Here is a 13377-nt window from a genome sequence, read left to right as displayed (position 1 = left end):
CAGGCCATCCCGCTCAGCGGTCGTCATCACCGCACCCAGCAAGACCGGGCACCGACCTCGACCAGCCAAGATCACTTAAACGACCGGCATTGCGCTTAGCCCAGCTACGCAACCGGCACCGCCGCGGGTTCTCAGGTGTCGCCTGGCGAGGACAGCCCTGATGCCGCGTATTGGACATACTCAAATCGGGGATCCCACAGCCAGGCGGCACCTGCAACTCCCGCAGGGGGCCGCTACCCGCACCGCCACGCAGAACGAGCCTGGAAACAGCTTCTGAGGCTCAGCCCCAGGTGAGCGGATCCAGGTGCAGGTAGAACCGCTGCCGGTCGGTGTCGAGCTCGATGCCGTACCGGCGGGCGAAGGTCTCGTCCGCGACGGACGCGCTGCTCTCGTCGGGCCACGTTTCGCGGGAATTGGCCAGCAGCAGGGCGATGTCGGCGTAGCGGTCGGCCGTGCCGAGCCTGCCGAGGTCGATGAAGCCCGCCACCTCCAGCGCGTCCGGGTCGAGGATGATGTTGGGCAGGCACAGGTCGCCGTGGCAGACCACGGTTTCCGCGGCTTCCTGCTCGAGCCGCTGCGGCAGCTGCGGGGCCAGGTCCGCGAGCAGCGCGACGGGTTCCTCCAGCTGCTGTTCCACCGGCAGGAACTCGGGGTTGACCGCGCCGCGGGCGACGACGTCCTGCGCGATCGCGAACATCTTCGAAAGGTCGCGGCTGAACGGGCAGGAGTCGGCGGGCAGTTCGTGCAGGCGCCGCACGACGTCGGAGATGGATTCCCAGGCGCGGGCGAGGGTTTCCGCCGGCACCGCATCCGCGGGCACGCCCGCCACCGCGCTCGTCACCAGGCACGCGCCCGCGTCGTCGGCGCTCCAGTCGAGGACGCGGGGGCCGGGAATCCCGTTGGCGCGAAGCCATTCGGCCTTGTCCCGTTCCTGTTCGAGCTCTCCGGCCTGGTCTGCCGCGACGCACTTGGCGTAGCGCGAGCCGTCTGCGGAGCGGAAGGTGCCGGCACCCGATTCCCCGCCCGGGACGGGCTGCCACTCGTGGCCGGCGGGAAGCGAGGCGCGCAACGATTCGGACATATGCGCGACCCTATCGGAAACCGGAAATGCGGTGTCGCGTGGTCGAATCCGGGCTGGAGAGCGATCGGGAGGCGCTAGCTTGGTCCGGGGTGCTGCAACGGGGAGCGAGGATGACCGAGGTTCCGGCGGAACTCACCGACATGATTGCCGCGCTGCGCGAAGAACTGCGGGGCGACCTCAGCGAGGAGCAACGCTACTACGCCAGCGTCCAGCTGGTGGAACTGCTGCTGCAGCGCGACGAACTGGAGGGTGCGGAGCCGGACGAGGCGATCGCCATCGCCGACTGGCTGGCCGGGGCGTTCCCCGAGGACGCCCCCGCCCGCATCCCGCCGCTCTACGACCTCTGCCTGGCGCACGTGCTGCGCGCGGCCCATCACGGCGAGGACGATCTGCGCGCCGCCACGGGGTATTGGCGGCAGCTGCGGCCGCTGCTCACCGCGGAACACCCGGGGCGCGCCGAGATCTGCGCCCGCAGCGCGCTGATCATCGCCGATGCGGTGGTCCGGCTGGCGGACCCGGCCGATTTCGCCGCGGCGATCGCGGATCTGGACATCTCCGTCGACGAGCTCCCGGACGGCGACCTGCGGCGCGGCGCGGTGCTGACCCGCGCCCAGCTGTGGGCGGCGAGGTTCCGCTTGCTGGGCGGCGACGACGCCGATCACCGGCGCGCGGTCGCGGCGTTCACCGAATCCCTCGCGTGGCCGGAGGTCCACCTCCGCGATGTCTGCCACCGCGAGCTCGCCCTGCTCATCCTGCTCAAGGACCTGCCGGCCGACTCGCGCCGCGCGGAGCTCACCGACGAACAGCTCCGGCAGCTCGTCAACGACGTGCCGAAGTCCGAACTCCGCGCCGTGCGGGGGCATCTCGACGCGCTCTCCGCCGATCTGATCGCGATGCCGGACATCGCCGCCGCGCGGGCCAGCGTCGTGTTCGCGCAGGGAGCCGACACCACACCGCGCGACTGGGATGCCCTGGCCGCGGACCTGGGCACGCTGATCGAGCGCTCTGCGGACGGCAATTCCGACAGGCACCGGTCGGTCGTGCTCCGGGCCGCGCTGTCGTCGGACCCGCGACCGGCCACACAGGTCCCCGGGCTCGCCGAGCTCGACGAATCCATCGTCGCGCTGCGCCGGAAGGTGATCTCGGACATCGGCGCGGAAACCGTCGGCGGCGACCTGCTCGCGATCTCCGCGCTGCTGCTGGAACGCGCCGCCCTGACCGGCGGCGATCCCACGAAGACGATCGAGATCGCCACGAGCATGGCGGCGATCCACGAACACCAGCCGGGCGCCCGGATCCTCCCGCTCTACCACCTCGCGCTGGCCCGCACGATGCGCGGCGAACTGCGTCTAGCGGTGGATCTCCTGCGCGAGCTGCGCCCGCTGCTGACCGCCGGCGATCCGGGCAGCGCGGAGATCTTCGCGCGCAGTGGCATGATCATCGCCAATCTGGTGGCCGATTCGGACGAGCTGGACCACGTCGACGAGGCGATCGCCGACCTGGACGCCGCGCTGCCCGGGCTCGCCGAAGGCGAACTCCGCCGCCGCGCGGCGATCGCCCGCGCGATGATGCAGCTGGCCCGGTTCACCATGCTGGGCGGCAGCGAGGACGACCGCCAGAACGCCATCGCGACGTTCCAGGAAACGCTGCAGCGCAGCGATATCGGCACCGGGCTGCGCGACACCTGCCACACCGGCATCGCGTTCCTCTTGCTGATGAAGGACCTGCCCGCCGGAGACCGCCAGGAGCGGCTCGGCGTGGACCGGATCGACGAGGTCGTCGACTACCTGGACGAAGCCGAACTCCCCGCGGCCCGGCGGCACCTGGCCGCGGTATCGGCGAACGCGTCGAGCCCCGAACTGGCGGCGCTGCGCCTGCTCGTCTGGGCGAAGACCGGCGGCGAGGAGCAGGATCTCGCCGCCGCGCTCGACGACCTGGCCACTGTCTCCGGCGACGCCGCGGACAGCGCTCTGACCGAGGCAGAACTGGAAGCCATCCGCGCCGTCAAGGCGGCGCTGACGAGCGACGACGCCGGCCGGTTGATCAGCGCCGCGACGGCGGGCCTCCCGCTCGAATCTCCGGTGCGCCTGCTGATCACCATGCAGCGGCTGTCCGTCGAGGGAGTGCCCGGGCTGAGCGCCGAGGAGATGGCGGAGCTGGTCGACTGGCAGGAGCAGCAGGTCAACGCGATGCCCGGCGACGATCCGGAGCGCGCCGAGGCGCTCGCCGGGCTGGCCGGGGCGCTGCTGACGCAGGCCCGGCGCGACGGCGAGGTTGCCGCCGACGCGCCGGCCCGGATCAGGGCGATCGCGGAGGAGGTGGTGCGCGAGTACCCGTCCGACAACATCGCCGCCGGGTTCAGCCACACCCTGCTCGCCTTCGACGAGAAGGCGGACGTGGACCTGGAGTCGGTGGAGGAGACGCTCGGTCACCTCCAGCGCGCCAGCGAACTCCTGCCCGCCGAGCACGAGATGCGGATGGACTTCGGGCCCACCCTGGGCGGCATGCTCCTGGTGCGCTTCGCGCTGACCGGCAACCGCGAGGACGTCGAAGCCGCCGGCTACTACGCGCCGGAGGGCAACCCGCTCGCGAACCTGATCAACGACGTGACCGCCCGGGTCGCGGAGAGTTCCATCGGCGAACCGGACGTCGTGCTCCGCGACCTGCGCCCGGCCCTGGAAGGGGTCGTCCCGGAGGACCGCATCCGGTGGATAGCCAGGATCACCGCCTCGATCCGGCTGCTCGGCATGGTTCCCCTCTACAGCGAGCTCCTGCCGACGGTGGAGCAGCTGGACGCCCTCGCCGGCAACGTCGACGCGGCGACGGCCGGACTCGAACCTGAGGAGCAGTCGCGGGTGGCCGACGGCATCGCTCTCGTCCGCAAGCTCAGGCAGCGAACCGCCAGTCGCTTCACCGGGAAGCTCGACCTCGACGGCGCCCGCGAGGCGCTGGACGCGGCCCGGCGGCTGCCGCGGACCCGGGCCGATTACGCCACCGAGAACATCGGCGCCGCCGGCCTCTGCATGAGTTTCGGCCTGGTCGCGGGAGATCTGGAGCTGGCGGACTACGGGTTGGAGGTGCTCGCGGAGGTCGTCGAGGCTCCGGTGCGACCGGCGCACGACCTGCACCTGGCGATGCGGCTGCTGACGTTCGGGCGGCAGGCCCGCTTCGCGCGCGGCATGTCACCGGACGCCCTCGGCCCCGCCATCGAGGGGCTGGAGCGGCTGGTGGCCGATTTCCGCTCGGGATCCAGCGATTTCCTGGCCAGCGACCTGGATCTGCTCGCGATGAACTACCGGCATCGCGACGATCCGGAGCGTGGCGACCGGCACCGGTCGATCGAGACGAGCCTAGAAGCGCTTCGGGTGCGCGCCCGCGGCGTCCTGCTGCAGTCCAGCCCCCGCCGCGCGATGCACGCAGCGGCGGACGCGGCCGGCAGGGCCGTGCGCACCGCGCGCAGGTGCCTCGACGAGGGACGACCGGAGTCCGCGATCCGGGCGCTGGAGCTGGGGCGCGGCATGGTCCTGCACGCCGCCACCACCTCGGCGAGCATGCCGGAGTTGTTGCGCGACAACGGGAGTCCCGAGCTGGCGGATCGCTGGGAGGCCGAGGTCGACCAGCAGCAACCGTGGGACACCCATGCCGAGCGGACGGATCCGAACGCGAGCCCACTGCCCAGCGACCTGCGCCACAAGGTGCTACGAGCGCTCGAAGGCACCGACGCGGACGACAAGCTGGTGTCGGCCACGGCGGTGGCCGACATCGGCGCCGAGCTGCGGGCACGGCGCACCCGGGCGTTGGTGTACCTGATCGAAAGGGAGGCGGTGCTGGTCACCGATCGCGGGGCCATCCACCGGCTCCCCTGCCCGCAGCTTTCCGAACACCACGAGGCGGCCCGCCACTTCGACCTGCTGCAGCAAGAACTCGCCAGCGTCGGCGCGGCGGCGCAGCAGCCGTGGCAGGCGGCGCTGGAGGCGGTGTGCGACTGGGCGTGGGGCGCAGCGCTCGGGCCCGTCCTGGAGTGGCTCGACGATCCCGGCACGCCCCGGATCGTCCTGGTGCCGACCGGGAAGTTCACCGTCGTACCGTGGCACGCGGCCCGCCGCGAGGCACCGGCCGGCGACATCCGCTACGCCAGCCAGGACGTCGTCATCGCCTACGCCGCCTCGGCACGCCAGTTCGTGGAGGCGGCCCGCAGGCACCCGCGGCCCTGGCCGCGCAAACCGGTACTGGTGCGCACGCCCGAACTGCACTGGACCCGCCACGAGCTCGGGCACATCCACGACGCCCACTACCCGGACGGCAGCTATCTCGGCCGCCCCGGCCCGCGCCGCCGGTCGGTGCCGACGCCGGAGGACGTCCTGGCCGCGCTGCCGGGAGCGTCGCTGCTGCACCTGAGCTGCCACGCCGATCAGGCCGAGATCCCGGTCGAATCCGCGCTGCGGCTCGGCGCCGGTCGTGCCCTGCCGGTGCGCGACATCTTGCGCCGGCACCACGAGAGCGGGCCGCACGCGGCGCTGGTCGTGCTCGCGGCGTGCGCCAGCGACCTGACCATCCGCGCGCACGACGAGGTCCTGACCCTGGCCACGGCGTTCCTCGCCGCGGGAGCCAGCGGCGTGGTCGGCACCAAGTGGGAGATCGACGACCTGGCCACGGCGATGTTCATGATCGTGTTCCACCACCACCTGAACGCGAACCACCCCGATCCGGCGGAGGCCCTGCGCGCGGCCCAGCTGTGGATGCTCGACCCCGATCGCCGACAGATCCCGGGTGTACCTGCGGAACTCACCGAGCACTTCGCGGAAATCGACCCGGCGGCACCAATGCGCTGGGCGGCGTTCACCTACCACGGCCGCTAGAAGTCCACTATGGACAAGAATCGGCCGTGGCAGACTGCACGAGTGCTCCAGCATGACCTCGCAACCGCCGTCACCCGCTACCTGGCCACCGCCGACCGGCTGCTCCCGGGAATGATCACCGGCTTCTACGTCGTCGGCTCGGCGGCGCTGGGCGGCTGGCGGCCGGGGCGCAGCGACGTCGACTTCATCGCCGTCGTGGACGGGAACATCGGCGACCGGGAGGCGCGCCGACTGCGAGTCCTGCACGTGGCCGGCAACGCCACGGCCGCCGGAAGAGCCCTGCGGAGGGCAGACCCGGCCATCCCCGGAACGATGAACGGCGCCTTCGTGCTGAAGCCCGACCTGAGCGAACCGGTGACGCAGATCCGCCCCTTGGCCTCGCACAGCGGCTGGTCCTTCAAGCACGGCCGCGGCTTCGACGTGAACCCGGTGATGTGGAAGGTGCTGCGGGAAAGCGGATCGTCGTGCGCGGTCCGGCCCCGGGCCGGCTCGGGCTCGACCCGGAACCCGACCGGCTGCGCACCTGGAACCTGGACCAGCTGAACGGCCACTGGCGGAGCTGGGCGGAGAAGTCCCTGTCCCGCAAACCGCCGCGCGAACCACTGCTCCCGGCCCACCGCGTCGCACTGGCCCACGTCCTCGGCCCGCCACGCCTGCACTGCACGATCGCCACCGGCCGGGTGATCACGAAGGAGAGCGCCGCCGAATACGCCCTGGACACCTTCGCAGCACGCTGGCATCCCCTCATCCGCTCGGCCCTCGCTCACCGCACCGGCGAGCCCGTGCCAGGCGGATCGCCGGAGCCAAGCGAACTTCCGCGCCTGGCCGGCGAGTTCACCCTGGAGCTGATCGCGGACGCGGACCACTCGTAGCCGCGTCCGCGACCCGACTCAAGCGAGCGACGGCCGCCAGAAGTCGACGGCGGTGCGGTCGTCGACGCGCGCCACCGATTCCTGCGCGAACCGCTTCTTGTACTCCTCGCGGATGCCCTCGATCTTCGGGTCGTTCGCGTCGTACTCGGCGACCGGGTAGAGCAGGACCAGCTCGAACGACTTCTCCCGCTCGATCACGCCGTGCCCGTCGCGGTACTGCCCGTACCCGTCCTGCACTGTCAGCCCCGCCGGGAACTGCGGCGTGACGACCTCGTCGACGAACGCGTGGAACTGCTCGTCCGACACCGGTTCACCGCCGCCGGGCATGGCGGTGCCGAAGAACAGGCTGGTCTCCAGGTACGCCGCGCCGGCCCGCTCGGACGGCGCCTCGTTTCCGAGGGCGCCGTAGGCCACCGGGCCACCCACTCCGATGAGCCCGGCGGTCAGCACCGCGGCGGTCAGGCGAACAGGCGACTTGATCATCCGGGCTCTCCATCCACAGTGGATAAACGGTCCGCTGGAGGATATCGGCCCGGATGCGCGGGCGCACCGCGGCTATCCGGCCTTCGCCAGGAAGGTCTCGATGCCGGTGGCGAGGGCGACCGGGGTCTCGTCGATCGCGTAGTGGCCGGCGTTGCGCAGGACCTCCAGCTCGCAGCCGGGGTACGACCGCTGGAACGTCGCGCGCATCGTCGACTCGCCGAGCGCCGGGTCGTGCTCGCCGACGATGACCTTGACCGGCAGTTCGCGGCCGTCGATCTCGGCCTGGAAGTCGGCCTTGGCCCACGCCGACAGGTAGTCGCCGAAGGCCCGCGGATCGGAGGATTCCAGCGAGTGGCGCACCATCGCGTCCAGCCACACCCCGGTCAGCCGGTTGCCGGTGGTGAAGTCGATGATGGCCCGCCGGTTCCCGGCGTCGTCGGCGGCGCCCGAGAACAGCGCCCAGCCCTGTTCGTCGAACGGCACGCCGCCGGCGGGCACCGGCGAAATGCCCACCATGGCGCGCACCCGATCGGGTGCGTCCGCCAGGACGCGCTGCATGACGGCGCCGCCCATCGAGTGGCCGATCAGCGAGAACCGGTCGAAGCCGAGCTCGTCGGCGAGCGCGAGCACGTCCCCGGCGGCCTCTTCGAGCGTGTGCGCACCGGGTTCGCCGACCCGGGCGCCATACCCCCGGTAGTCCGGGAAGACGTACCGGAAACGGGTTCCGTCCAGGTGCGGCTGCAACGGCCGCCAGGCACGGCCCGAACCGAACCAACCGTGCAGCGCGATGACCGGGTGCTCCCCGACGCCGACTTCCTCACGCCCAGCAGGCATTCCCACCTCCAACGGAGAAGTTCCGGCCACCAGCATGGCGCACCGGTCAACCTCGGGTGGCCCGGCGCGCCGCCGGCGGATTCAGCTGGCGGGGTCGGATTTCCGGCGTTGCCGCAGCACTCCGGCGGTCACCGCGACGGCCGCCACCGCCATGGTGAGCAGCAGCGATCGCCGGGTCGAGGGATCGAAGGCCAGCAGGGCGAACAGCGCCACCAGGGCCGCGATCACGCCCCAGGACAGGTACGGGTAGCCCCACATGCGCACCGGCAGGCTGCGGCCCTCGCGCGCCGCCCTGGCACGGCTGCGCAGCTGCGTCGCCGCGATGCACAGGTAGAGCAGGATGATCACCGAGCCGCTGGAGTCCACCAGGAAGTCGAAAACCGCCCCGGTGCTGACGAAGTAGTTCGCCCCGGCGGTGATCAGCCCGGCCAGCGCCACCAGCAGCACGGCCGGCACCGGCACGCCCGCGGAGGTCGAGCGCGCGAGCAGGCGCGGTGCGTCGCCGTTGCCGGCGAGCGCGAACATCATGCGCGATGCCGTGTAGATCCCGGAGTTCAGGCAGGACAGCACCGCCACGAGCACGACGATGTCCATGATCAGCCCGGCGTGCGGGATGCCCAGCCGGTCGAGGACCGCGGAGTACGGGCTGTCGGTGATGCCGGCTTCGGCGTGCGGCAGCAGGGTGACGATCACGGCGACCGAGCCGATGTAGAAGACGAGGATGCGGACCACCGTGGAGCGGATGGCCTTGCGCACGGCCTCCGCCGGGCGCTTCGCCTCGCCGGCGGCGATCGTGACGACCTCGGCACCGTTGAACGCGAAGGTCACCACGAGCAGCGCGGGCAGCACCGCGTACCAGCCGTTCGGCGCGAATCCGCCTCGCTCGAACAGGTTCTGGCCGCCGGGCGGCTCGACGCCGGGCAGCAGTCCGGCGATCGCCAGCACGCCGAGCACCAGGAATCCGACGATCGCGATGACCTTGACCAGGGCGAACCAGAACTCGACCTCGCCGTAGGCGCGCACCGCGACCAGGTTCGAGGCGGTCAGCACGACCATGAACGCCACGGCCGCGACCCAGGCCGGGATCGCGGGCACGAGGCCGTGGAGCAGCCCGCCGCCGATCACGGCTTCGACGCCGACGGTGACGCACCACGCGTACGCGTAGAGCCAGCCGATGGCCAGGCCGCTCCAGCTGCCGAGCTCGCGCGTGGCGTAGCTGGCGAACGAGCCGGTTCGCGGTGCCGCCACGGACAGTTCGGCGAGCATCCGCATGACCAGGATGACCAGCAGGCCCGAGACCACGTAGGCCACCAGCGAGGCGGGCCCGGCCTTGTTGACGACGCTGCCGGTGCCGACGAACAGCCCGGCGCCGATCACGCCGCCGATCGCGATCATGCTCATCTGCCGGTCGCCGAGAGCGGCCCGCAGGCCCGGCGAGGATCCGGGATCCCTGTCGGCTAGCGGCCGGGCCCGCCGGAGGGAAGTCGCTTCATCGGTCATCCCGCCTCCAAAGCTCGTTCGATCGATCGATCGAGAGGTGCGTCGCACCGTAGTTCTCGCCCGATGCGGGGTCAAGAGGAGCGCGACGCGGGCGCACCGCCCCGGCGGCGGTACCGTGCAGGTCGGGCTGATCGATCAATCGACCGAGGAATCCGGAGCACGACGAGATGAGCGCACAGGTCCGCGCGGGCGACGACACCCAGCGCCAGGTTTGGGAGGCCGCCGTCCGGCTGTTCGCCGCGCAGGGCTTCCACGGCACCGGCATCCGCGAGCTCGCCGAGGCCGCCAGGCTGTCCTCGGCGACCCTCTACCACTACATGGGCACCAAGGAAGACCTGCTCTTCTCGATCATGAAGGCGTCCCTGGACCGGCTGATCACCGCGGCCGAGCGGGTATCGGCAAAAGCCACGCAACCACAGGCGGTCATCGCCCGGCTCGTGCACGTCCACGTGCTCACGCACGCGCTGCACCGCGACGAGACCACCGTGGTGGACAACGAGATCGGCGTCCTCGGCCCCGAGCGACGCGACACCATGGTGCAGATCCGCGACCGCTACGAGGACTTCTGGCGCGACGCGATCGCCGACGGCTGCCGGCGCGGCGTCTTCTCGGTCCCCGACGAGCGGTTCGCGCGGATGGCGGTGCTGGAGATGTGCTCCGGCGTCGCGAAGTGGTACTCACCGTCCGGCGAGATGGACCTGGACTCGATCGGCGCGGCGCACGCGCGGCTGGCCCTGCAACTGCTGGGCGTCTCGGCGAAGCGCGCCGCCTCGACACCACTGCCGGATGCCACCGAGATCCACGGCCTCATCGAGGAGATCTGGCAGATCCGCCTGCCGTCGATGCGAGCCCGCACGCCCCGCGACTGACCGGAGCGGCACCACGCGTGGCCCGGGTGGCGGCATCGCCACCCGGGCCACGCCAGTTCCGGGCGGCCTTGCGGTCTCGCCGCGACGATCCTACGCTGTCGACCGATCGATCGATCGACAGAGCGCGAGGAGGCGGCGTGGCAGGCAGCACCTGGACCCCACCGGCGATCCGCTACCGCTCGCGGGTGCACTTCGACGAGCTGGATCCCAACGGGCACCTGCACAACACCCGGTTCGCGCTGCACGTCGAGCGGGCCACCACGGCGGCGTTCGCGGCCGCGGGCTACGACACCGAGACGATCGCCGGTCGGCACCCCGACCTGCACTACGTGGTCCGCGCCTTCCAGATCGAGTTCCACGCGCCGGTGACCGGCGCGGGCGACCTGACCGTCCGGCTGCACCTCGCCGAGCTGGGCCGGACCAGCGCGACCTGGACCTTCCACTGCGGACGGGAACCGAACGCCACCGGCACCCGGACCATCGTGAAGGTGAGCGCCGACGGACGGCCGCAGCCGTGGTCGCAGCGGCTGCGCGACTGGCACGCGACCCTGCTGCACGGCCCGCGTTCACCCGAGAGTTGAGGAGGAAGCCGTTGTCCGAAGTCCAGTCCGGCGGTGCCGTGGTGGAGACCGAGATCTCCGGCGACATCGGCGTCATCCGGCTCAACCGGCCGGAATGCCTCAACGCCGTCAACACCGCCCTGGTGGAACAACTCGTCACCGCGCTCGGCGCGGTCACCGACGCGGGCGTCGGCGCGGTGCTGCTGACCGGGCGCGGCCGCGCGTTCTGCGCCGGCCACGACCTCAAGGCACCGCCGGAGGATCCGGCCACCGTGCAGGCGCGGCTGGACCGGATCCAGGACGTCACGCGGCTGATCCGCGACTGCCCGGCGCCGGTCATCGCGGCGGTGCAGGGGCACGCCGTCGGCGCGGGCGCGGAGTTCGCGCTCTGCTGCGACCTGGTGATCGCCGCGGAGGACGCCCGGTTCCGCTTCCCCGAGGTCGGGCTCGGGCTCAGCGTCACCGGCGGCATCTCCAAGCTGCTGCCGCTGCTCGTCGGCCCGCTCAAGGCCAAGGAGATCCTGCTGTTCGGCGACACCATCGACGCCGCCGAGGCGAGCCGGCTCGGGCTGGTCAACGCGGTGGTCCCGGCCGACGCGCTGCTGCCGACCGCGCACCGGTGGGCGGCGCGGCTGGCCGAGCGGCCGCGCGCCACGCTGGCGATGGCCAAGGAAGCCCTGGACGCGGGCATCGACCACGCCCTCGAATCGGCGCTGCGGCTGGAGATCCGGCACGCGATCCGCACCGAGGAGCTCGCGGCCGACCGGACGGGAGACGCCCGATGAACGCCGAAACCCTCGTCGGCCTCGTCCGCGACGCGGCCCGGCGCTGGCCGGATCGCACAGCGTGGACCTTCGACCGAACCGGCCGCGAACTCACCTTCGCCGAGATCGACCGCCGCAGCGACGCGCTGGCCGCGCTGCTGGCCGAATCGGGCGTGGCGGCGGGCGACCGCGTCGCGGTGATGATGGACAACCGCCCGGAATTCCCGCTCGGCTGGCTCGCCGCGGCCAAGCTGGGCGCGGCGATGGTCCCGGTCAACAACCGCTACCAGGAGTACGACGCCACCCACGTGCTCGCGCACTCGCAGGCGCGCGTCGTGCTGACCACCGCCGAGCACGCGGACCTGCTCGCCCGCGTCCGGAAGGCCACCTCGGTGCGGCGGGTCCTCGACGTCGACGCGATCGACCTCCCGGCCGCCGAAGCGCCCCGGTGTGCGCCGCCGACACCGGAGGCGCTGGCGAACATCCAGTACACCTCCGGCACCACCGGCGCCCCCAAGGGCTGCGCGCTCCCCCACCGCTACTGGACCACGCTCGCGGCCGGTCTGGTCGACGGCTTCCCGCGCATCGACGACCGCGACACGATCCTGACCGCCCAGCCGTTCCACTACATCGATCCGCAGTGGAACGTCGCGCTCGGCCTCGCCGCCGGGGCGCGGCTGGTGGTGCTGGACCGGTTCCACCCCACCACGTTCTGGGCGAAGGTCCGCGAGCACGGCGTCACGTGGTTCTACTGCCTGGGTCTGATGCCGAAGCTGCTGCTCGACCAGGACCCGTCGCCGGCCGACCGGGAGCACCGGGTGCGCGCGATCAGCGCCTCGGCGATCCCGCCGAACCTGCACGCCGCGCTCGAACGGCGGTGGGGCGTCCCGTGGTTCGAGGCGTTCGGCATGACCGAAACCGGCAGCGACATCCGGATGACCCCGCAGGACCACGACGCCGCGGTGGGCACGGGCTGCCTCGGCCGGGCGGCGCCGGGCCGCGAGGTCATGATCGTCGACGGCGACGGCGCTCCGGTGCCGCGCGGCGAGGTCGGCGAACTGGCCATCCGCGGCACCGGCCTGATGCACGGCTACTTCCGCGATCCGGAGGCCACCGACCGCGCCTTCCGCGCGGGCTGGTTCCACACCGGCGATCTGGCCCGGATGGACGATGAGGGCCGCGTCTACTACGCGGGCCGCACCAAGGACATGATCCGCCGCAGCGGCGAGAACATCGCCGCCGCCGAGGTCGAGCGAGTGCTGCAGCTGCATCCGGCGGTCGAGGTGGCCGCGGTCCTGCCGGAGCCGGACGAGCTGCGTGGCGAGGAGGTGCACGCGGTGGTCGTCCTCCGCGGCGAGCCGTGCGATCCGCGCGAGCTGGCGGACTTCTGCGCCACCCAGCTCGCCTACTTCAAGGTCCCGCGCTACTGGACCTTCCGCGACCGGCTGCCGATGACGGCCTCGGAGCGCGTCGCCAAGGCCGTCCTGCGCGCCGAGCTCCACGCCGAGGAGGCGACCACGCACGACAGCCGCACCTGGTGATCGCCGCGGGGCGG

The 13377-nt window shown here is 72.0% G+C and carries 11 protein-coding genes; 7 read left to right on the top strand and 4 right to left on the bottom strand.

What is annotated here, in order from left to right; all coding sequences use genetic code 11:
• Positions 1-280 precede the first annotated feature (280 nt).
• The gene (locus BLW84_RS42830) at positions 281-1081 is read right to left on the bottom strand and encodes an APH(3'') family aminoglycoside O-phosphotransferase (protein WP_093278011.1); all 801 of its coding nucleotides are present in this window, start codon (positions 1079-1081) and stop codon (positions 281-283) included.
• Between the two features lie 110 nt (positions 1082-1191).
• Between BLW84_RS42830 and BLW84_RS42825 the strand changes: the two genes are divergently transcribed.
• Genes BLW84_RS42825 through BLW84_RS48755 form a run of 3 tightly spaced genes read left to right on the top strand, consistent with a single transcriptional unit; the run spans position 1192 to position 6812 of the window.
• Positions 1192-5940 (top strand): CHAT domain-containing protein, encoded by a 4749-nt coding sequence (locus BLW84_RS42825; protein ID WP_093278009.1) that lies wholly within the window; start codon positions 1192-1194, stop codon positions 5938-5940.
• 42 nt (positions 5941-5982) lie between these two features.
• On the top strand, positions 5983-6483 hold the full coding sequence (locus BLW84_RS48760; RefSeq protein ID WP_218157713.1) for a nucleotidyltransferase domain-containing protein: 501 nt from the start codon (positions 5983-5985) through the stop codon (positions 6481-6483).
• Positions 6405-6812, top strand: coding sequence for an aminoglycoside adenylyltransferase domain-containing protein (locus BLW84_RS48755; RefSeq protein WP_218157712.1), 408 nt, complete (start codon positions 6405-6407; stop codon positions 6810-6812). Before BLW84_RS48760 ends, BLW84_RS48755 begins: the two co-directional genes overlap by 79 nt.
• An 18-nt stretch (positions 6813-6830) precedes the next feature.
• Here the strand turns inward: BLW84_RS48755 and BLW84_RS42815 are convergent, their stop codons facing one another.
• From BLW84_RS42815 to BLW84_RS42805, 3 genes are all read right to left on the bottom strand, one after another.
• Positions 6831-7295, bottom strand: a complete 465-nt coding sequence (locus tag BLW84_RS42815; RefSeq protein WP_093278007.1) for a DUF3574 domain-containing protein — start codon at positions 7293-7295, stop codon at positions 6831-6833.
• 72 nt (positions 7296-7367) lie between these two features.
• A complete protein-coding gene (locus BLW84_RS42810; protein ID WP_093278005.1) occupies positions 7368-8129 on the bottom strand; it encodes an alpha/beta fold hydrolase in 762 nt (253 codons plus the stop codon).
• An 81-nt stretch (positions 8130-8210) separates the two neighbouring features.
• Positions 8211-9629, bottom strand: coding sequence for an amino acid permease (locus BLW84_RS42805; RefSeq protein WP_093278003.1), 1419 nt, complete (start codon positions 9627-9629; stop codon positions 8211-8213).
• Positions 9630-9796: 167 nt separating this feature from the next.
• On the opposite strand from BLW84_RS42805, the gene BLW84_RS42800 reads away from it, so the two are divergent.
• From BLW84_RS42800 to BLW84_RS42785, 4 genes are all read left to right on the top strand, one after another.
• Positions 9797-10498: a TetR/AcrR family transcriptional regulator gene (locus BLW84_RS42800; protein ID WP_093278001.1), complete on the top strand. Its 702-nt coding sequence runs from the start codon at positions 9797-9799 to the stop codon at positions 10496-10498.
• A 137-nt stretch (positions 10499-10635) separates the two neighbouring features.
• Positions 10636-11079, top strand: coding sequence for an acyl-CoA thioesterase (locus tag BLW84_RS48130; protein ID WP_177227009.1), 444 nt, complete (start codon positions 10636-10638; stop codon positions 11077-11079).
• 11 nt (positions 11080-11090) lie between these two features.
• Positions 11091-11843, top strand: a complete 753-nt coding sequence (locus tag BLW84_RS42790; protein WP_093277996.1) for an enoyl-CoA hydratase/isomerase family protein — start codon at positions 11091-11093, stop codon at positions 11841-11843.
• Positions 11840-13363: an AMP-binding protein gene (locus tag BLW84_RS42785; protein WP_093277994.1), complete on the top strand. Its 1524-nt coding sequence runs from the start codon at positions 11840-11842 to the stop codon at positions 13361-13363. Before BLW84_RS42790 ends, BLW84_RS42785 begins: the two co-directional genes overlap by 4 nt.
• The last annotated feature ends 14 nt before the right edge of the window (positions 13364-13377 follow it).

Source organism: Saccharopolyspora shandongensis (assembly GCF_900106995.1).
Lineage (GTDB): Bacteria > Actinomycetota > Actinomycetes > Mycobacteriales > Pseudonocardiaceae > Saccharopolyspora > Saccharopolyspora shandongensis.
This window is presented reverse-complemented; position numbering and strand designations above follow the sequence as displayed.

Bases quoted from the DNA above. Each gene is read 5' to 3' on its own strand.
- BLW84_RS42830 (WP_093278011.1), bottom strand. From the start codon at position 1,081: ATGTCCGAATCGTTGCGCGCCTCGCTTCCCGCCGGCCACGAGTGGCAG.
- BLW84_RS42825 (WP_093278009.1), top strand. From the start codon at position 1,192: ATGACCGAGGTTCCGGCGGAACTCACCGACATGATTGCCGCGCTGCGC.
- BLW84_RS42815 (WP_093278007.1), bottom strand. From the start codon at position 7,295: ATGATCAAGTCGCCTGTTCGCCTGACCGCCGCGGTGCTGACCGCCGGG.
- BLW84_RS42810 (WP_093278005.1), bottom strand. From the start codon at position 8,129: ATGCCTGCTGGGCGTGAGGAAGTCGGCGTCGGGGAGCACCCGGTCATC.
- BLW84_RS42805 (WP_093278003.1), bottom strand. From the start codon at position 9,629: ATGACCGATGAAGCGACTTCCCTCCGGCGGGCCCGGCCGCTAGCCGAC.
- BLW84_RS42800 (WP_093278001.1), top strand. From the start codon at position 9,797: ATGAGCGCACAGGTCCGCGCGGGCGACGACACCCAGCGCCAGGTTTGG.
- BLW84_RS42785 (WP_093277994.1), top strand. From the start codon at position 11,840: ATGAACGCCGAAACCCTCGTCGGCCTCGTCCGCGACGCGGCCCGGCGC.